Origin of the sequence: Lapidilactobacillus concavus DSM 17758 (assembly GCF_001435835.1) — a bacterium.
GTDB classification, from domain to species: Bacteria; Bacillota; Bacilli; order Lactobacillales; family Lactobacillaceae; genus Lapidilactobacillus; species Lapidilactobacillus concavus.
In genome coordinates this window covers 12,260-30,304 of record NZ_AZFX01000045.1, presented here as the reverse complement: position 1 = coordinate 30,304, position 18,045 = coordinate 12,260, and the positions used below count along the sequence as shown (strand labels likewise).

The window sequence follows — 18,045 nt, the reverse complement described above, 5'->3', positions numbered from 1 at the left end:
TTCCTCCGCAACTTCTAGTTTAGTCTTAAAGATTTACGAACTGGGTTAGAAATACATACTAATTTCCTGTTCTAAATTTCAAAGCCACAGTTCCGCCTTCATATCTGAGTCAGGGAACGGAGTGGAGAGTTGTTGCCGTGCTGTGAAAATGTTGTTAATCCGCGTGGGCCATGCGGATCTTACAACATGGGACAAACATTAGACTTCGAGAAACGAAGGCTAATGTTTAAGGCGGAAGATTTATTCGCCGAGTGCGAAGCACGAGCCGAATAAACCTGAAGCCGGCCCCATAGCAAAGACAACAACTTTCCACGCAGTGGACTGACGGGTTTGAAGACCTGACCGATACGCAGTGGACTGACGGGCTTGACGGGTCTAAAGAGTCTATAGTCTCCAAACTCCAAACGAAATTTAGATATGCCCACGTCTAAGAACCCAAACCCGCAGTCGCCCTAGCAACAGATCAATCTTCCCAACATCCGGCATCATTAACCGCCCCCCAAACTCCTGCGCCTCGTAAGCAATCGTAAGCGCGGTGAAGACGTTCGTTAAGCCTAGCCGTGCATCTACATCTGCGGCATAGTCAATTAGAGGTTGGGCTGGTGGCCGCTTGATGACAACTCGGAGTAACCACAACAACTGTCGATAAAATCGGGGATATTTTGCTGGCGTTAGGCGGCGGCTCGCGCTTTGGAAGACGAACAGTCCCAGCCACGGTAGGCTGCTGAGTAGTGCGAGTACGCCGATGAGGTTAAGCGTCATTTGTAGCCAGCGCGGTATGGCAGTCGCTGATTTTGTGGTCGTTTTCGATTCGGTGGTTTGGCTTGAGCGCCTGCTGGATGTCCTGGCCGATGAGCTGGTCACACTCGAACTGGCTTGAGAGCTGGTGCTAGTGTTGGCGGCGGTCGTTGTTCGATTCGTGTCGAGTTACGGTTGATCTTCATTATAGAAGCCTGGCGTGGGTTCGAAGGGGAGCCAGCCATAGGTTGGGGAATAAACCTCAGGCCAGGAGTGTGCATCGGCATTGGTGATGACGTATTCGCCACGACCGTTGGCTAACTTTTTGTTCAGCGTACCATCGTGAACTGAACCCCCGGTATTGGATTCGGTCCAACATCGGGGGTTCAGTTCAATATTATGAATCATCGATTTGCTTTTTTTTATGTCACTCTTTGAATCTACTTCACAAATTTTGATTCTATCATAACCATAATGAACAATTACAGCATAGTATGATGTGTATTGCGTCACATTAAAAAATATTGAGAGTAAATCCGTATGGAAAATGCTGAATTAATTAGAAAATAACGGATCGAACGTCATCTTTCTCAGCAGGAATTAGCAAATGGGATCACGACGAGGACGACGCTCTCATCTTTCGAGGTTCGAAAGACTGAATTGAGTTTAGAACACGCCATCAACTATCTGAACCGGCTCAATGTCACGCTTAGTGAGTACGAGTTCTTGCTGCAGAATACGGTTGAGCGAGAACAGCATCAATATCTGCGTTACTTAAAACGCGTTGATGAAGCTCAGGCGCGAGTCTATACGCAGATTTTACGCGATAAATATCAGCAGACAAACGATCAATATTTTTATTATCTTTATGCGCAAAGAGAACTCTTGAATTATCGTTGGTTTAGCCAGATTTTTACGACTGATTTTGAGGATTTAGTGAGTCATATTAAGACTTATTTAAATCGAATTGAAACCTGGGGACATTTTGAGATTGTCCTTTTCCTAAATACCATGTCTATTTTGATTCTGAGTACATCATTCAAGTCATCAAAAACGTGTTGCCGTTGACGGAGCAGTATCAAGGAACCATCTATTTCAGCCAAAATATCGCTGCGTTAGTCCAGAATGGCATTGGTTTAGGCATTAAACGTGGAGATTTGGAGTTAATCGATGTTTTTAAGAGAGAGCTCTATCGAATTGCGGATACTGACGAGAGTTGCACCACCTTTTTATTAACCAAATTTTTCCGCGCAGTGGATCAATTGACGCTTCATCACGATGACACGTTGTTTGCCGCTGAGATGCTAGTTTGCACGCAACTCGCTAACTTGCTAAAGTTGCAAGATTGGCTGACACTGTTGCAAGACTATTTATACCTGACACGTTAGTAACGGGTCTATAGCGGCACAAATAATCAAGGTAAAACAAACAGCCTCAATAATGCGCCCTTAAACAGCCATTCAAGTGAATCACTACAGTATTTAAAAAGCCACGAATGAATTTTTTCATTCGTGGCTTTCTTGATGATATTTGGCTGTATTAAAGCTGGCTAAGTGTCTGTAAGATCAGATAAACATTTAAGCCGATTAAGACGATTGTGGCGGTCCAGGCGCTGTACTTGACCCATGCCCGGTTAGCAAACTGTCCCATTAGTTTTTTACTGCTGGTGTACATGACCAGTGGGATAACCGCGAATGGGAGAGCCACACTCAGGAAAACCTGCGAGAAGGTTAGTAAGTTCTCGATTTTACCTTCGTCACCGTGATAGTAGAAGGCAAAGGCGAGGACTGGTGTGACGGACAGTAAACGTGTGAGTAACCGTTGCGCCCATAGTGGCATTCTTAAACGAATGAAGCCTTCCATGATGATCTGACCAGAGAGCGTTCCGGTAATCGTAGAACTCTGTCCAGAAGAGAGTAGGGCAACTGCGAAGAGCATACTCAACATTGGACTGGCAATTGCACCGACGATCTGACGATTGTTGAGCGCGTTGAACAAGTCAACGAAACGGCCGAGTGAACTGTTGGTGCCATAGAATAATGCAGCGCCAAGAATCAGTAACAGACTGTTTACAACAAAGGCAATAATCAGTTGAATATTCGAATCAATTGTTGAAAATTTAATTGCTTTAGCAATGTCATCTGGTTTACTACGATCGAGTTTTCGTGTTTGTGAGATAGACGATCCAAGGTACAAATCATGGGGCATTACGGTTGCACCGACGATTCCAAGCGACAGATATAACATGGAATGATTGGTGATGATTTGGCTAGAAGGTAAGTAGCCCTTAATGATGCCGGCGATACTAGGATTCGACAGCGAAACCTCGTAAGCAAAAACGATCAAGATGACGGAGACTAACGTGGCAACGATTGCTTCGATCTTTCTAAAGCCTAACTTCATTAGGACTAATAAGATCAAAACATCGGCTGCTGTAATTAAGATGCCAACAATTAATGGAATATTAAATAGTAACTTGATGGCAATACCGGAACCGATAATTTCTGCGATATCGGTGGCCATGATTGCCAGCTCGGCGACGACCCAAAGGAAAATACCCATACCTTTAGACGTATGCTCGCGTGTGAGTTGGGCAAGATCTTTACCAGTGACAATTCCCAGCTTGGCAGACATGGCTTGCAGCAACATCGCAATCAAACTAGAAATCAGAATCACTGATAACAGGGTGTACTTGAATTGGGCACCCCCGGCGATTGATGTGATCCAGTTACCGGGATCCATGTAGCCCACGGCAATCAGGATTCCTGGTCCTGTGTAAGCCATCAGTGTTCGCCAGAAGCCGACACCTTGTGGCACCTCGACGCTACCATTGACCTCATCTAGACTCTTGTTGGTTGGTTCAATATTATTCATTGGTATTGCCCTCTTTTCTATTGGTTTAGAAATTCAGGTGATCTATAAAACGATCATTCTGAGACATCTGGGATGAACAAGTATTTGGTTAACTCCGTAAATCTGTTGTCGGGCGATCATCACGCATTTATCTAAAGGAAACGGTTCGAATCGAACGGTAAAAAGTGATAAATACGCAACCCACCTTTGCAAGTTTTCTGAAAGTTAATTAAACGCCTTTTCAAATCCTTATTTAATATAACACCATGAGTATAAATGTCAATTAATTCTTTTCTTCGGGCACCCTAAACATCCCTGGTTAAAGCGGTATCTAAAGGACTTCATGTCCCGCTGACGATTGATTAACCCAACTAAAAAAGCCATGAAAATGAATTCATGGCTTTTGTGTTAATCACTTTATTGATCGGGATCGTCAGAATGGATCTTTAACAAATGCGGTTTACCATAATAGTAACCCTGGCGTAAATCAATATCCAAGTCATCCGCCGTTGCATCATCGTCTTCATCTTCAATGCCCTCAAGCACAAAGCGTAAGTTATGTTTCTTGGCAACACGTTGCCAAAATCTCACTTGTTTTGGGTTTCGGAATCTTGGAAAGATGTCTTCAGATCTTGCAAGGCAAACTTCATTTCAGTCGCATAAAGAATCAGAGGTGCAATGTGATCGAGGTTATTATCGTCGATACCAACATCATCAAGGCTGAGCTCCATGCCGCGATAAGTGAATCGCTTGATCATGGCAAGAATATCTGACAGCTCATATGCCTCATCGCTGGTTTCTTCGGTCAACTCAACGATCAACTTCAGGGGTCGCAGAATCGATTGCGACTTGATGATCGCATCATCGATCTGAGGATCCATTAATTGCGTCCGATTCAAATTGACTGAGACTGAACCAATCTTCAGCTCAAGTTGCCTCACGGTTGCAACAAGTGTGTCCGCAAGAACTTTTGGAGGAATATCAGAGAATGAACGGGGGGACGCCAACCTTCTGGCGTGTAATATTTCATGAGTAGCTCGTAGCCGACTAAGGTATTGTTGATCTTATCCAACTGAGGCTGGATAAAATAACGATAAACTTTTTCGTCCGTAGTAATCACCGATGTGCCTCCCTTCAATACTTGCTTACATCTATTCTAAAAAATTTTTCGAAAAAATGGAAATAAGAACTGCCTATTTTGCCGTATATTTACAGAAAATGACCGATGACGGTCGTCAAATCAGCGTTTTTTGTCATAAAAAAATTGAAGGGATCGCTGGTCTTCAAATTAAATGAACATTTAATCACACTTTGTATTATAACTAAATATGAATAGACTTTTTTAAACGTGTGATTTCAAAGTGATCGTTATTGTTGATCGCAACTAATGAAGAGTAAATTAAATGAAGGTTGTTATTGTTAGATGTACGCACGCAGGAACCATCGCAGCAGAGGAGATCTTAAAAGATCATCCTGAAACCCAAGTGACGGTTTACGAGCGTCACGATAATATTTCGTTTCTATCTTGCGGTATCTCGTTGTACTTAGGTGGCCAAGTGAAGCATTTGCAAGATATGTTTTACTCCAGTCCTGAAGCGTTGCGTGAATTAGGTGCGGATTTTCGGATGAAGCATGATGTTCTAAGGATCGATGCGAAGAGCAAGCAGTTGGTCTGCGAGAATTTGGAAACGAATGAAGTCTTTACCGATACGTACGATAAGTTGATCATGACGACTGGGTCTTATGTCAAAGTACCACCAATTATGGGGGTTGATCATTCACGAGTCCTCTTGTGCAAGGACTATGCTCAAGCTCAGGCCATTTACGAGACAGCGCAAAATCATAAACGCGTTGCAATCGTCGGTCGTGGTTATGTCGGTGTTGAATTGGCTGAAAGTTACGCCACGACCGACCATGAAGTGATCCTGCTACAGAGACCTAAGCAACTTTTGAATAATTATGTCGATGAACATTTAGCGAATGATATTGCAAAGCGTTTGACGGATCATGGGGTTCAAGTTTTCTTGAACGAACGTGTCCAGGCTTTAGCGGTAAGGATGAAGTTATCATCGAGACAGATCAGGCCGAACATATTGCTGATTTAGTGATTGTCTGTACCGGTTTTGTCACCAACACCGATTTATTGCGGGGACAAGTTGAGACCGACCGTCGTGGTGCATTATTGATCAACGAATATACGCAAACTTCTGAGCCCGATATTTATGCAGCTGGCGATGCCTGTGTCGTTCAGTATAATCCAACTGGTCGCACTGCATATATTCCGCTGGCAAGTAATGCGGTTCGTCAGGGCCGTTTAGCCGCGATTAATATTTTCGGTAATACACAGAAATATATGGGGACTCAGGGAACTTCTGCAATGGCTTTGTTTGATCATACCTTGGCTTCAACAGGATTAACACTCAAACAAGCTCAGAGTGCCGGTCTCAACGCGGCTTCAGTGACCTATCATGATAATTATCGTCCTGCCTATATGCCATCGACAGAAATGTTAACGATTGTATTGGTCTATAATCGCGATGATCGTCGAATCTTAGGCGCGCAACTCTATAGCAAGCATGAGATCGCACAGTCTGCAAATACGATCTCTGTTTGCATTCAGAACAAGAACACTATTGACGATTTAGCGTACGTGGATATGCTTTTCCAACCCAATTACGATGAGCCCTTCAATTATTTAAATCTCGTGGCACAATTAGCAATTGAACAGGAAAGAAAAAATGCCGAATAAGCATGTCATTTAGGTCGCGACGATGATATTAGTGATTAGGCCTACGGGTGCTGATTGCTAGTCTCTATTGTGGTGGGTAAATGCGTGTCATACTTAGATTTAACAAGAGGAATGATGATTTTGACAGAACAATATTGGTTGGTGAAACCGCTGTTCACAGGAGTTTTCTTCTCGCTGGGTATTATCCTTTTCTTTCAGTTGTTAGTACGTTTGGTCTTGAATTATACGACGCGTCATACGCAAAACGTCAGCAAAGTCGACTTTTTCGTCGGTCGATTGAAGTTACTCAGTGTGATTTATTTTTCTGTATTAGCGATACTTTTTGAATATAAATCGGCGATGGTCCATAACTACGCCGGGTTTATGAATTTTCGATTACTACTCCTTATTTTTATCGTCGTGTTCTTAGGCTTCCATTCGAGTTTTGAAATTGTGTTGATCGATATTTTAGCACATTTGGTTTTCTATCGGTTCACAGTCCTCACACTTTATCACGCGGCGTTCCTGATTGTCTTGTTGTTGATCCTCGAGTTTTCAATTTTCTTAATTCGAAAACGAGAATCGCAGCCGGTTTGGATTATTCCGGCCGCACAGGGCTTAACGACGATAATGTGGATTGTCATGCACTATTACGACATTGTCGGCATCGGTCGCGTCACCGTTCGCGAAATGTGGTTCAATATCGTCAGCTTCTTGATTATGGAGACCGTTTTGTACTTCGGACTCTCGATTTTATTCGCAGATAACCAGCAATTGATTAGTGTGACCTTGCAAGCCACAACGGATGCTTTGACCAAGCTCAAGAATTACAACATGTTTCATAAAGAATTTCCGGTGATTTTCGATCGTGCCAAGCAGACCGATGTGGATTTCACCATGATCGAAATGGATATCGATCGTTTCAAAAGCATCAACGATACTTATGGACACCTCGCGGGCAATGATGTCTTAACGGTCGTCGGTGCGACGCTAAAGTCGATTACAGATGAGATGGAGGATGCCGAGTGTTACCGAACAGGTGGCGAGGAGTTCAGCTTATTAATGGCTGGCAAAAACGTCGAAGAGGCGCAAGTCGTTGCCCAAGATTTGGCGGAACGGATTGCGGCACTCGAAGTGAATTATCACGGCCAGATGATCACGTTCACGGCGTCGATTGGTATTGCTAAGTTAAGAGAATCAGACGGTTGTTCGAATCACTTATTTGAACGGGCCGACCGGATGCTTTACTTGTCGAAAGGCCGCGGCTGTAATTTAATTACGACCGATGAAACGAACTAAAACTTGATTTAATCGCGTCATTGATGATTGTTAAACCTCATCGATGGCGTTTTTTTGTCGGCTGGGAGAGTGACTGCGTCTGATGGTGGTTGCTTGCAAGGCTGACCCAATCCATTAAACCATTGATTTCGCTGTTACACGTCTACCTCACGAATGGTATAATTGAGTTTAGAAACAGCTTTCATCATGATTAAATCAAGGAGGTCTCTGAATTTGCAAACAAAGATGGTTTTTCCGAAGGATTTTCTCTGGGGTGGCGCCACGGCGGCCAACCAACTCGAAGGTGGTTATTTAGAAGGTGGTCGTGGTCCATCGATCGACGACGCTTTGCCTGGTGGTAAGCAACGGATGGCGGTGGTTTCTTCGCCAGATTTCGATTGGACGATTGACACGCAAAAATATGTCTATCCGAATCATAAGGGAATCGACTTCTATCATCATTATAAAGAAGACATCGCATTGTTTGCTGAGATGGGCTTCAAAGTTTATCGTTTCTCGATTTCATGGAGTCGTATTTTCCCACAAGGTGACGAAACAGAACCGAACGAAGAGGGACTGCGCTTCTACGACCATGTGATTGACGAATGCTTGCGTCATCAGATTCAACCGCTGATCACCTTGCATCATTATGAAATGCCATTATATTTGGCGAAACATTATGGTGGCTGGAAAAATAAAAAGTTGATTGAGTTTTTCCGCCGCTTTACCGAAACGATCATTGGGCGTTATGGGGATCGCGTCAAGTTGTTCCTTACCTTTAACGAAATTAATTCGGCTGCTCATCTTCCGGTACTCAGTCAAGGTTTGACGCATTTGACCGGCGCGGATGATCCTAAGAATTTATTCCAAGCCTGGCATAATCAATTCGTTGCCAGTGCCCAAGCGGTCAAAATTGCTCATGAATTTGACCCGGCAATCAAAGTTGGTAATATGATTATCTATTCTACGAGCTATGCGTATAACGCAAACCCCGTCAATCAAATGGCAAACTTGGCGTATAACCAAGACTTCAACTTCTATTGTGCAGATGTTCAAGTGCGTGGTGAGTATCCTGCCTACACGAATCGCTACATGGCAAGCAAAGGTGTCCAGTGGAGCGACTTGTCCATCACCGATGAAGAATTAGCGTTGATTAAGCAATATCACGTCGATTTTATTTCGTTCAGTTACTACATGTCGACCACGACGGAAGTCACCGAGAAGAATCATGAACAAGCTCAAGGTAATCTCCTTGGCGGCACTAAGAATCCTTATCTTGAATCCAGCGAATGGGGTTGGCAGATTGACCCAACCGGTCTCAGAATTGCCTTGAACGAATTGTACGGCCGTTATCGTGTGCCACTATTCATTGTCGAAAATGGACTCGGTGCTAAAGATCAGGTTGAAACCGATGGCCGCATCTTCGATGATTATCGAATCAATTATCTTAAGTCGCATATCCAGGCGATTGGTGAGGCGATTCAAGACGGTGTGCCTGTGATGGGCTATACGCCATGGGGTTGCATTGATCTTGTGAGTGCTTCGACGGGTGAAATGTCGAAGCGCTATGGTTTCATCTACGTCGATCAAGATGACCAAGGTCATGGCACCATGGCACGTTCAAAGAAGAAATCTTTCAATTGGTACCAACGCGTGATTGCAACGAATGGTGCGGAATTGGATAATGATGTAGCCTATTAGTGTCTGCATCCCAGTCTAATGATTACTTAAAAGCGTTTTGAACTCAGACAAAAGGAGTGTCAACATCGAAAAATGTTGGCACTCCTTTTTACATGACTACCGAAATTGATTAGCAGGGGGGGAGTTTCGGTAAGGTTTAAACAGCGAAGGGTTTTGAATTTGGTGAATAATGATCCAATCCAAATCGACGCATCGTCTTTAATTAATCAAACATTTTCTTCGCAGCTCGTGCCAATGTCTTCAAATCTTTGTCGTAACGAGGTGTTTTAACGAGATGGGACATTGGGATACCTGCAAAGTGATAGGCGGCAATCTCACCGGAACGAACGGCACTTTGTTCGGTGAAAATCATCTGGTATGGCTGTTCAACAAATTCACCGGTGAAGGCGAGGTTTGTTGCATGTTCTGGAATAACTTTTGGTCGATCTGTTTTGGCACGATTGTTAAATAGCGCAGATGCGTATGGCATATAAACAGGGATATTGTTGATGACACTAGCCATGATTTGCTTTGATTTATCGCGAATGTTACCAGGACCGGGATCCACCTTCGACAATTGGCCGATCAGTTCTTCAACCATTTCTTTACCCGTCATCTTGATATAGGGCTTATCCACGAATTCACCGTGGCGGCGTGGATAAAGGAAGTAGCCCCAGATGACAGTTTCATTTGGCTTTTGTGAGGTAAAATGAGGTTGGTGATGAACGACAATCGACATATTGACATCCTTTTGTCCGAGCAATGTAATCGGCGACGTCGAGAGGAAGGAATTGAGGGCGTTCCCCGGAACTTGTGTCGTGATTCGAGTAATCTCATTTAGCAAGAGGTGATCTTTTGTCGTCAGTGTAAAACTGACCCATTCGCTGGCGTCGCGGTCGGCAAAGAATTTGTCCGGATTGCCGAGGTTGTAGAAACGCTCACTGGCTTTTTTCCAGAGGCTGGAAGCTGCACCGTAATCCATGTTCTCAGCTGCAGGATGATCAAAATCACCTAATGTGGCCGAGTCGGTAATTGACCCATTCGTAAAGATAACTGCTGTATCATCATCAACTGCGACGTGTTCTTTCTCGTTCGTCGTGGTGTTGATCATTTCTAAGCCAGTCACGGTGATTTCGTCTTGCATGGTGGTGTCTTTGAAGTCCCAATCGATGACGCGCCGGTTGAGCACGATTTTCACACCTTGATCTTTTAAATAATTGATCAGTGGCAACATGATGCTTTCAAACTGATTATATCTAGTCCGATTGACCCCGACTAAGTGCTCGATCTGTGTGAATTCATAAATCATTTGGTGCATATAGCGACGTAATTCTTGAGCTGAACTCTGAAGACGAAAGGCGAAGGTTGTTTCCCACATATACCAGAAATTAGTACCGAAGAAGTGTGGATCATCTTTGAAATAGTCAGCAATTGAAACGTTGTCTAATTTTTCTTCTTCGGAATCAGGCATCGCGATTAATTTCGTCAAGAGAAGGCGGTCCTGGTTGTTAAACCCAAGATGACCACCGTCGATAATTCCTTGGCCGCCTTGCAGTAAACGAGCTTTGTCGAACGTGCGGTGCTTGGCATCAAAGTCACGCGTATCTTCGGCCGCCGTCATTTCTGGCTCTGTGGCAGAAGGAATGCGATTCAGTAAGTCCATCAGGTCAACATAAGTCCGGTAATTAAGCATACGACCACCACGAGCGACATAACCCTTAGTGTTCTCGAGCGGATGGTTCTTGTTCCAATAGTCATCGGTAACGTCGTGGGTTGGTGCGCCATCATTCGCACCATGGTCATCTAGTGAATAAAAAGTAATCTGATTGCCTTGCCACTTGCCTTCCTGGATCAGGTAAACAGCGGCCGCCATGTTAGACAGCCCGGCACCAATCATAATGGCTTTATTCTTTCTCATAAGACATTCTCCATTCTTAATACAGAATCAATGCAAACGCTTAAAAAATTAACGTGACTCAAACTCGTCGTATAAGTGACGATCATCTTCAAAAAAGCCAGTCTTTTTGGCAACGTAGGCAACACCTAAAACGACAGCTCCAATCGTTAAACTCAGGCGGAAAATATGCTTCTTCATCCTTTGTCACTCCTTTTCTTTGAACAACTCCATCTTAAAACGGTTAACAAAAAATCCAATGGACAATTCCAATTGATTGTCAAAAAAATTGACACTCATATCAAGGTGTCTAAGCCGATAATTAGAAGCTTAAATTGAGCGGATTGAAAGTGAAATTTTCCCGGAGAATGCCTGAATTTGGGTGGACGAAAAAAGCATGCGAATTCGCATGCTCGAGTTTAAAGTTGAAATAATCGAATTAGGCAGTTTTGCCGAAAGTCAGATGTGGTTTGACGCGTGACCAGATGGCATGCAATCCAAATGCTGAGGCAAAGGCGAGACACCAGGTCAGGACGTAGATGAGGATGATGCCCCACAAGGTTGAGTGTTGCATCAAAGTTTTACCAAATGACAACCACAATAGTTGTGCCAAGAAGACATTCGAAAGATATGCTATGTACGCAAATCCTGCGAATTTATGAACGAAATTAGTGAAAGGTAGGCGCCGTTCGATTTGATACAGTGCCAGTGCAGAGATCAAGCCGATAACCACTGTGGACGCAAAAAATGTTACAATTAACGCCGTACGTCATCGTTCGACGGGGTGAATAATCGGATCGAATTCCCGTGGGCATTCGAGGTTTTCAAAAGAACCAACGTTTCGGCACTTGGATCGCGCCGTCGAATTGTGAACTAGCAGTCACGCCTCAACAAGCATTGACGCAGTTATCACAACTCTCTGCGAAGAGACGTCAGTTAAAATCCTTTCAAACGCTAGTGACCATTCAGCCCCTCCTAAAAGATTATCAATGGGGGGTTGGTGGTTCCTTAGAATACCAGCTCGTGACGGGTATCGAGATGGCTAGAGAAGATAGCGGTGTCGATATCATCATGGCCTTGCCCGAAATCCCAATCACTCGCTTCGCAGCACGCGTTTTGATTGAGCGGTTGCATCAGATTGCGGGAGCGCATGCGGATATTCAAGTTGTTTTCGGTCAATATGGATTTTCACTCGAAGAATATGCCTTGGCGACGACGTCAGAAATTTTAGTTAAAACGGCACAAGGCCCCATCTTATGTCGGGATCCTTGGCAATTAAGTGTAGAAATGGATGAGACAAAATGAAACTGCTCAAACTCGCAAACGGACAAAGGCTCGCTGTCGTCCAGCAGGGTCAGCTGACAGATCAGCCCCTGATATTTGTGAATGGTTTCGGGAGTTATAAGGAAATTTGGACTGGACAATTAGAGATGCTGGCACAATTACCGTATCGAGTGATTCGTTATGATTTTCGTGGTCAAGGTGAATCAGCCGGCCAATATGCACAGACACTCGATGATTTGGGTGATGATCTGAAAGGGTTGATCGAAACACTCGATTTCGATCGACCGCCGATTCTGGTTGGTCATTCCATGGGTTGCGGCGTGATCTGGAACATGCGCCATCGTCATCCAGAAGTTCATGTGAAGGCGATTGTTTTTGTGGACCAGCCACCAAAGATGATCAGCACGCCAGACTGGCCCTATGGTTTTATAGGCGTTAATTCGGAAAATTGGTTGACGACGTATGCTCAAAAACCTAAAGTTCGCGAAACATTACACGGGTTTGTGAATCAAATTTTTCGACCATTTAGCGTCGCTCAGACGAATGCGCCATTTTCACGTGAATTGGGCTTACCCTTGTTAAAGAATCATTTCCAAGCCGATTGGCGCACGACGGCGTGTCATGAGCAGCAACCAGTCTTATTTGTTTCTGCCAAACAAAGTCCGTATTATCGTCCGGGGTATGGTGCCTGGGTCGCAGCGCAGAATTCAGCGGCCAGCCAGGTCTTGATTGCGGATTGCGGCCATGACATCATGGCGGAAGTCCCTGAGCGCTTCAACCAAACGCTAAGACATTTCTTAATGAAAGTGCGTTAGCGTTTGTCTCTTAGTCACTAAAGGTTTGAGAAATGGATGGTTGATCGAATGCAAGCAGAAAATCCAAGTTGTCACGCAGGTATGACTTGCCATGAAGGTTGTCGTTGCGCGGGCTATCACGGGCAATGTCAGTGCCACATTTTGGATGATCAACAGTGTGCGTGTCGGAGTTTGTGTCAGCGTAAAAAATAATCGACACCTCACGAGATAATCACGGTGACTCGAATGATTATTCAATCTGGGAACCGTTAAAATTGAGAATTTGCCAAAATAAAAAGTTCAGCGTTACCAGCTGAGGCGTGAGCAACCCACAAATGTTAGATTTCTGGTCTAATATTGGGACTTCACTGCATCAGAAGCTGGAAAGCGTTGAACTTTTTTGATTTGGCTTTTTTAGACGTGGCGTTTCCGGAAGCTAAGGTAAGCGATCACGGTGAACAGAACCGCGTAACCAATCGTCAAACTGACCATTAATGGCGTACTCATCAGGGTGACCTTGCTCATTGAAGGTGTCAAGAGCTGTGAACTGGTCATTAACATCGTGAAGGGATTGAAACGGAGCCAGTGCCACTTATTGATTAGCACCAGAATGATTCCTGAAGCTGCCATCGAAACAAAGTAGCCGATGAAGCCGGAGGTGATCGCCGCTGCATTTGTTTTTAACAACGTGGCAATCAAGATTACAACACTCAGCAATAAGCAGTTCACTAAACCATTGCCTAAGATACCCACTAGATATTGATGTAGGAAGGTATTGCTGCCGACCTTTTGCATCCAATCGAAGTTAGGCGAGAAGATTGCCGTCAACATGAAGCTCACAAGCGAGGCAATCACCTGTAATACCACGAGCTGCATGAAGAGTACGATTAATTTGCTGATGAAAATTTGACTACGGTAATATTGGCGGTATAAAAGTTGCTTGATCGTGCCGTATTGAAATTCCATTGCGATGATGCTGGCTGCACTAGCAATCATAATGAAAAGATAGATCCCACCGCCGAGATAGTCGTTATTAACTAAAGACTCAAGCCCATACAATTTTGGATTTGAATGTTGCATCAGTGCAAAAGCAACTTGAACTAAGATCATTAGACCGATGGCGAACCAAGTTCCCTTTTTATGCGTCAATTTGTAAATTTCTTGTTTAATTAGTGTTCCCATGATTATTTGACCTCCTGTTGATGATTAACCATATCCAAGAAGGACTCTTCTAGATCGTGTTGCACCTTGACGATGTCAACAATTTCGATGTTCGCTGTCAATAGGGTATGCAACGCTTGATTTAAGGTCTGTGGGGTTTTTTGAAGTAAGATGATCTTTTCAGGATCAGTGTCGTCAGTGAGCACTGGTAATCCTAAGGCAATTAGGCGGCTCTTGGCATCAGCGTCATCTGCAGTGGTGATGTGATACGATGTGCCACCAGAAGTGACCAATTCGGCCATGCTCGTTTGTCGAATGATGTGGCCTTGATCCAGAAATAGGACATCATCTGCCAATTTTTCAAGTTCACTGAGGATGTGGCTGGAAATCAGGAAACTGGTACCTTCACTGGCAAGCTGACGAATGTAATCACGAAGCTGCTTAACTGCTTCTGGATCGAGACCGTTCATAGGTTCGTCGAGGATAACCAGTTTAGGCCGGTCGACTAGGGCTTGGGCAATCCCCAACTTCTGTTTCATCCCTAGGGAATACAACTTTGCCTTATGATCGATGTAGTCAGTCATATGTAAAGCTTTGATCACCTGCTCAATATTGGCCTCGCGGTTCTCTTTATCAGCGAACAATTCGAGATGCTGGCGCCCAGTGAGAAATGGATAGATCCCCGGATACTCGATCAGTGCACCCACTTGTTTTAACGCTTCGTGGCTCGTCATTGAAACTGGATGCGAATCAATTGTCAAATGCCCATGATCAATCGAAATCAGTCCTAGAACGGCTTTCATAATCGTACTTTTGCCTGCACCATTCGGACCAACTAGTGCGACAATATGGCCTGCAGCAACGTCAAAACTGACCTGATGCAAGACCTGATGTTTCCCAAAGGCAATGTCCAATTGTTGGACACTTAATAGGTTGCTCATAGTTTTCCTCCACTTTTTCAGTCGTCTGATTGGCTAATGATGCCATTCAAACACTCTGGTGTCAATCATAACGCGACGATGCCACCGCTCGAAATCAGTCAAACGACTGAGATAAGTCAATGGATGGGACATGTGCTGTGGACAAAATGGACATCAATAAAAAAGCCGATCCGAAAGAATTCGAGATCAACTTTTGAGAGGTCTTCGTTTTGATGATCAATCAAACCCTTACAATTCGACAAGTATGCCTTATTTGGCTGGTGTCATCTTTTCAAATGCTTGTTTGAGATCGGTAATCAAATCGTCTGGATCCTCGATGCCGACGGAAAAGCGCAGCAAGCCAGGGGTGATGCCACAATCTGCTTGTTCGGCTGGGCTCAATTCCGCGTGGCTCATTTTTGGTGGGTAGGAAAGAATCGACTCGACCCCACCTAGTGAGACGGAAAATTCAGGGATCTGAACATTTTCCGCCAGAATGCGTGCGTTATCTTCACTGCCAACATCAAAACTTAAGACGGCACCACCGTTTCGTGCCTGTCTCATTTGGATCCGATAACCAGGATCGCTTTCAAGACCTGGATAGCAAACTCTGGTCACCTCAGGCTGCTGTTGTAACCATTTAGCAATTTTTAAAGCTGCAGTAGAAGATTGCGCCATACGGATGCCTAAAGTTTTGATTCCTCTCAATAATAACCAAGTATCTGTGACACCAAGCGTGGCGCCGACAGCGTTTTGGATGAAGTAAATTTTATCAGCAAGTTCAGGGTTATTGGTGATTGCAGCACCGGCGATGATGTCAGAATGGCCGGACAAAAACTTGGTCGCCGAGTGAACGACGATATCAACACCAAGATCTAATGGCTTTTGCAGCACCGGCGACATAAAAGTGTTGTCAGCGATTGTGATCAGATGGTGTGCCTTCGCGATTTTGACCATTGCGGGAATGTCAGTCACATTCATCACAGGATTGGAAGGTGTTTCGATGTAGATTGCCTTGGTATTTGTCTGAATGGCAGCCTCGACTTGCTTCAGGTCGCGTAGATCGACGAAGGTGTGGCTAATGCCGAATCGATTAAGAACTTCAGTCAGAATACGAAACGTCCCACCATAAACAAACTTTGAGACGATTAGATGATCGCCTTGACTGAACGTTTCGAGTACAGAAGAAATAGCAGCCATACCTGTACTGAAAAGATAACCATATTGACCGTTTTCTAATTGGGCGACGGCATTTTCACCAACTTTGCGTGTGGGGTTGCCACTGCGAGCATAATCGAATTCACCGAAATGATCGAAGTCATCCTGTTGAAAGGTTGAGCTGAGATGGATTGGGGTGTTGATTGCGCCGCTTTCTTTATCTTTTACTGTCGTGACTTTAATAATTTTGGTCCAATCGTTCATGGGTTAATCCTCACTTTTCTTTGCATGGGCAATGGCTTGTTGCAAGTCTTCAAGGAGATTGTCTTGATCTTCCAAGCCGACAGACAAGCGAATTAGGTTGGGGGTGATGCCAAGCGCGCGTCGATTAGTAATCGGCATGTCGTGATGGGTTTGAACATCGGGAACAGTCACGAGGCTTTCAACACCACCAAGACTCTCTGCGAACGAACAGACACGCAATCCTTGGAGAAAGGTGTTGACATCGTATTGGTCGTTCAGATAGAAGCTGATCATACCACCAACGCCGGCGTAGAGAACACGATCGATGCCATCAAGTTGTGCCAGTTGTTCGGCAAGAAACTGAGCATTTGCGGCATGTGCATGCATGCGAACGCTCAGTGTTTTGAGTGAGCGCAAAAGCAACCAAGCATCAAATGGATCGAGTGTCTGACCGGCCGTAACAAGTTGCGTGGCTAGTTGTTCACCAAGTTCGGCTGTTTTGACAACGACTGCGCCGGCTAAAATGTCGTTGTGGCCCCCAAGATATTTAGTGGCAGAATGAACGACGATATCAGCACCTTCAGTTAATGGCTGCTAATAAATTGGTGTTAAAAAGGTATTATCAACCGCAATCAAGATTTCAGGATGCTGTTGGTGGATTACAGTGGCTACTTTTTGAATGTCGATGATTTTCATCGTCGGGTTGGAGGGAGTCTCTAACCAAATCAACTTGGTATTTGATTGAATCAAGTCAATAAATTGTTCGCAACTTTGGCCATTCCAAGTTGTGTAATCGATCTGGTGATGCGCTTTTTGCGTGTCGAAATAGCGAAAGGTGCCGCCATACAGGTCATCACTGGCAATGAAGTGATCCCCAGTCTTCAGAAATCTCGAGAAGACAAGATCGATCGCACTCATTCCTGAACTTACTGCGAACGCTTGTTGACCTTGCTCACTCTGGGCGAGTTGCGATTCTAAAAGCTCACGTGTCGGCGTCGCTAATCGTGAATAGTCGTAGCCCGTTGACTGGCCGAGACCAGGATGCCGAAACGTCGTCGAAAAGTAAAGTGGTGCAGAAACAGCTCCAGTTTTTTCATCGTCGCTTCCGTTAGCGCCTTGAATTAATTGTGTTGAAATTTTAGTCATGCCTTTTACCTTCTTAAAATAAATATGGGTAGTTCATGAGATGAATAACTGCTTTTCTTAATTTTGGTTGACATTACGCCAAGATAATCGTCAGTGAACCTTAGATTATCAGTTATCGGTACATCTCATCATACTTTAATCTGATAAATTTACGATAAGCTATTAATT

19 protein-coding genes and 2 pseudogenes are annotated in these 18,045 nt (G+C 44.3%); 8 read left to right on the top strand and 13 right to left on the bottom strand.

Going from position 1 to position 18,045, the window contains the following annotated elements; all coding sequences use genetic code 11:
- Positions 1-411: 411 nt before the first annotated feature.
- Positions 412-639 carry a hypothetical protein gene (locus FC15_RS09155; protein ID WP_146979134.1) on the bottom strand — a complete coding sequence of 76 codons (228 nt, stop codon included), beginning with the start codon at positions 637-639 and terminating at the stop codon, positions 412-414.
- 106 nt (positions 640-745) lie between these two features.
- Here FC15_RS09155 and FC15_RS09400 point away from each other — a divergent pair, with 106 nt between their 5' ends.
- Positions 746-880, top strand: a complete 135-nt coding sequence (locus FC15_RS09400; RefSeq protein ID WP_268872202.1) for a hypothetical protein — start codon at positions 746-748, stop codon at positions 878-880.
- 47 nt (positions 881-927) lie between these two features.
- Here FC15_RS09400 and FC15_RS09455 read toward each other — a convergent pair whose 3' ends face one another.
- A complete protein-coding gene (locus FC15_RS09455; protein ID WP_057824615.1) occupies positions 928-1,146 on the bottom strand; it encodes a transglutaminase-like domain-containing protein in 219 nt (72 codons plus the stop codon).
- Between the two features lie 165 nt (positions 1,147-1,311).
- Between FC15_RS09455 and FC15_RS05155 the strand changes: the two genes are divergently transcribed.
- Together FC15_RS05155 and FC15_RS05150 are read left to right on the top strand one after the other, a co-directional pair.
- A complete protein-coding gene (locus tag FC15_RS05155) occupies positions 1,312-1,806 on the top strand; it encodes an Rgg/GadR/MutR family transcriptional regulator (RefSeq protein WP_146979135.1) in 495 nt (164 codons plus the stop codon).
- Positions 1,803-2,126: a hypothetical protein gene (locus tag FC15_RS05150; protein ID WP_057824611.1), complete on the top strand. Its 324-nt coding sequence runs from the start codon at positions 1,803-1,805 to the stop codon at positions 2,124-2,126. Before FC15_RS05155 ends, FC15_RS05150 begins: the two co-directional genes overlap by 4 nt.
- A 151-nt stretch (positions 2,127-2,277) precedes the next feature.
- Here the strand turns inward: FC15_RS05150 and FC15_RS05145 are convergent, their stop codons facing one another.
- The 4 genes from FC15_RS05145 to FC15_RS09340 form a co-directional block, all read right to left on the bottom strand.
- A complete protein-coding gene (locus tag FC15_RS05145) occupies positions 2,278-3,612 on the bottom strand; it encodes an Nramp family divalent metal transporter (RefSeq protein ID WP_057824609.1) in 1,335 nt (444 codons plus the stop codon).
- A 396-nt stretch (positions 3,613-4,008) separates the two neighbouring features.
- On the bottom strand, positions 4,009-4,182 hold the full coding sequence (locus FC15_RS09350) for a hypothetical protein (RefSeq protein ID WP_235803339.1): 174 nt from the start codon (positions 4,180-4,182) through the stop codon (positions 4,009-4,011).
- A complete protein-coding gene (locus tag FC15_RS09345) occupies positions 4,179-4,532 on the bottom strand; it encodes an EAL domain-containing protein (protein WP_235803338.1) in 354 nt (117 codons plus the stop codon). Before FC15_RS09345 ends, FC15_RS09350 begins: the two co-directional genes overlap by 4 nt.
- On the bottom strand, positions 4,529-4,711 hold the full coding sequence (locus tag FC15_RS09340; protein WP_235803337.1) for a hypothetical protein: 183 nt from the start codon (positions 4,709-4,711) through the stop codon (positions 4,529-4,531). Before FC15_RS09340 ends, FC15_RS09345 begins: the two co-directional genes overlap by 4 nt.
- A 283-nt stretch (positions 4,712-4,994) precedes the next feature.
- On the opposite strand from FC15_RS09340, the pseudogene FC15_RS05135 reads away from it, so the two are divergent.
- The 3 genes and pseudogenes from FC15_RS05135 to FC15_RS05125 all read left to right on the top strand — a co-directional run bounded on the left by FC15_RS05135 (position 4,995) and on the right by FC15_RS05125 (position 9,298).
- A pseudogene (locus tag FC15_RS05135) lies at positions 4,995-6,340 on the top strand (FAD-dependent oxidoreductase).
- Between the two features lie 120 nt (positions 6,341-6,460).
- Positions 6,461-7,618, top strand: a complete 1,158-nt coding sequence (locus tag FC15_RS05130; protein ID WP_162258406.1) for a GGDEF domain-containing protein — start codon at positions 6,461-6,463, stop codon at positions 7,616-7,618.
- A 225-nt stretch (positions 7,619-7,843) separates the two neighbouring features.
- Complete coding sequence (locus FC15_RS05125; protein ID WP_146979136.1) at positions 7,844-9,298, top strand: glycoside hydrolase family 1 protein; 1,455 nt, start codon at positions 7,844-7,846, stop codon at positions 9,296-9,298.
- Positions 9,299-9,500: 202 nt separating this feature from the next.
- On the opposite strand, the gene FC15_RS05120 is transcribed toward FC15_RS05125, so the two are convergent.
- From FC15_RS05120 to FC15_RS09150, 3 genes are all read right to left on the bottom strand, one after another.
- Positions 9,501-11,195: an oleate hydratase gene (locus tag FC15_RS05120; protein ID WP_057824604.1), complete on the bottom strand. Its 1,695-nt coding sequence runs from the start codon at positions 11,193-11,195 to the stop codon at positions 9,501-9,503.
- Between the two features lie 48 nt (positions 11,196-11,243).
- On the bottom strand, positions 11,244-11,372 hold the full coding sequence (locus tag FC15_RS05115; RefSeq protein ID WP_057824602.1) for a hypothetical protein: 129 nt from the start codon (positions 11,370-11,372) through the stop codon (positions 11,244-11,246).
- 238 nt (positions 11,373-11,610) lie between these two features.
- Positions 11,611-11,784 carry a hypothetical protein gene (locus FC15_RS09150; RefSeq protein WP_157051244.1) on the bottom strand — a complete coding sequence of 58 codons (174 nt, stop codon included), beginning with the start codon at positions 11,782-11,784 and terminating at the stop codon, positions 11,611-11,613.
- Between the two features lie 194 nt (positions 11,785-11,978).
- Between FC15_RS09150 and FC15_RS05105 the strand changes: the two genes are divergently transcribed.
- Positions 11,979-12,476: a phosphoribosyl-dephospho-CoA transferase MdcG domain-containing protein gene (locus tag FC15_RS05105; RefSeq protein WP_057824598.1), complete on the top strand. Its 498-nt coding sequence runs from the start codon at positions 11,979-11,981 to the stop codon at positions 12,474-12,476.
- A complete protein-coding gene (locus FC15_RS05100) occupies positions 12,473-13,270 on the top strand; it encodes an alpha/beta fold hydrolase (RefSeq protein ID WP_057824596.1) in 798 nt (265 codons plus the stop codon). The genes FC15_RS05105 and FC15_RS05100 overlap by 4 nt, the downstream gene beginning before the upstream one ends.
- A gap of 393 nt (positions 13,271-13,663) precedes the next feature.
- Here FC15_RS05100 and FC15_RS05095 read toward each other — a convergent pair whose 3' ends face one another.
- From FC15_RS05095 to FC15_RS05080, 4 genes and pseudogenes are all read right to left on the bottom strand, one after another.
- Complete coding sequence (locus FC15_RS05095; protein WP_057824595.1) at positions 13,664-14,431, bottom strand: ABC transporter permease; 768 nt, start codon at positions 14,429-14,431, stop codon at positions 13,664-13,666.
- 2 nt (positions 14,432-14,433) lie between these two features.
- Positions 14,434-15,351, bottom strand: coding sequence for an ABC transporter ATP-binding protein (locus tag FC15_RS05090; RefSeq protein ID WP_057824593.1), 918 nt, complete (start codon positions 15,349-15,351; stop codon positions 14,434-14,436).
- A gap of 249 nt (positions 15,352-15,600) precedes the next feature.
- Positions 15,601-16,752: a trans-sulfuration enzyme family protein gene (locus tag FC15_RS05085; RefSeq protein ID WP_057824591.1), complete on the bottom strand. Its 1,152-nt coding sequence runs from the start codon at positions 16,750-16,752 to the stop codon at positions 15,601-15,603.
- A 3-nt stretch (positions 16,753-16,755) separates the two neighbouring features.
- Positions 16,756-17,877 (bottom strand): annotated as a pseudogene (locus FC15_RS05080) (trans-sulfuration enzyme family protein).
- Positions 17,878-18,045: the final 168 nt, after the last annotated feature.

What these genes read in the sequence shown, in the direction of transcription:
- FC15_RS05090 (WP_057824593.1), bottom strand. Translation starts at nt 15,351, where the DNA reads ATGAGCAACCTATTAAGTGTCCAACAATTGGACATTGCCTTTGGGAAA.
- FC15_RS09455 (WP_057824615.1), bottom strand. Translation starts at nt 1,146, where the DNA reads ATGATTCATAATATTGAACTGAACCCCCGATGTTGGACCGAATCCAAT.
- FC15_RS05095 (WP_057824595.1), bottom strand. Translation starts at nt 14,431, where the DNA reads ATGGGAACACTAATTAAACAAGAAATTTACAAATTGACGCATAAAAAG.
- FC15_RS05100 (WP_057824596.1), top strand. Translation starts at nt 12,473, where the DNA reads ATGAAACTGCTCAAACTCGCAAACGGACAAAGGCTCGCTGTCGTCCAG.
- FC15_RS05120 (WP_057824604.1), bottom strand. Translation starts at nt 11,195, where the DNA reads ATGAGAAAGAATAAAGCCATTATGATTGGTGCCGGGCTGTCTAACATG.
- FC15_RS05085 (WP_057824591.1), bottom strand. Translation starts at nt 16,752, where the DNA reads ATGAACGATTGGACCAAAATTATTAAAGTCACGACAGTAAAAGATAAA.
- FC15_RS05145 (WP_057824609.1), bottom strand. Translation starts at nt 3,612, where the DNA reads ATGAATAATATTGAACCAACCAACAAGAGTCTAGATGAGGTCAATGGT.
- FC15_RS09400 (WP_268872202.1), top strand. Translation starts at nt 746, where the DNA reads ATGAGGTTAAGCGTCATTTGTAGCCAGCGCGGTATGGCAGTCGCTGAT.
- FC15_RS05115 (WP_057824602.1), bottom strand. Translation starts at nt 11,372, where the DNA reads ATGAAGAAGCATATTTTCCGCCTGAGTTTAACGATTGGAGCTGTCGTT.
- FC15_RS05125 (WP_146979136.1), top strand. Translation starts at nt 7,844, where the DNA reads ATGGTTTTTCCGAAGGATTTTCTCTGGGGTGGCGCCACGGCGGCCAAC.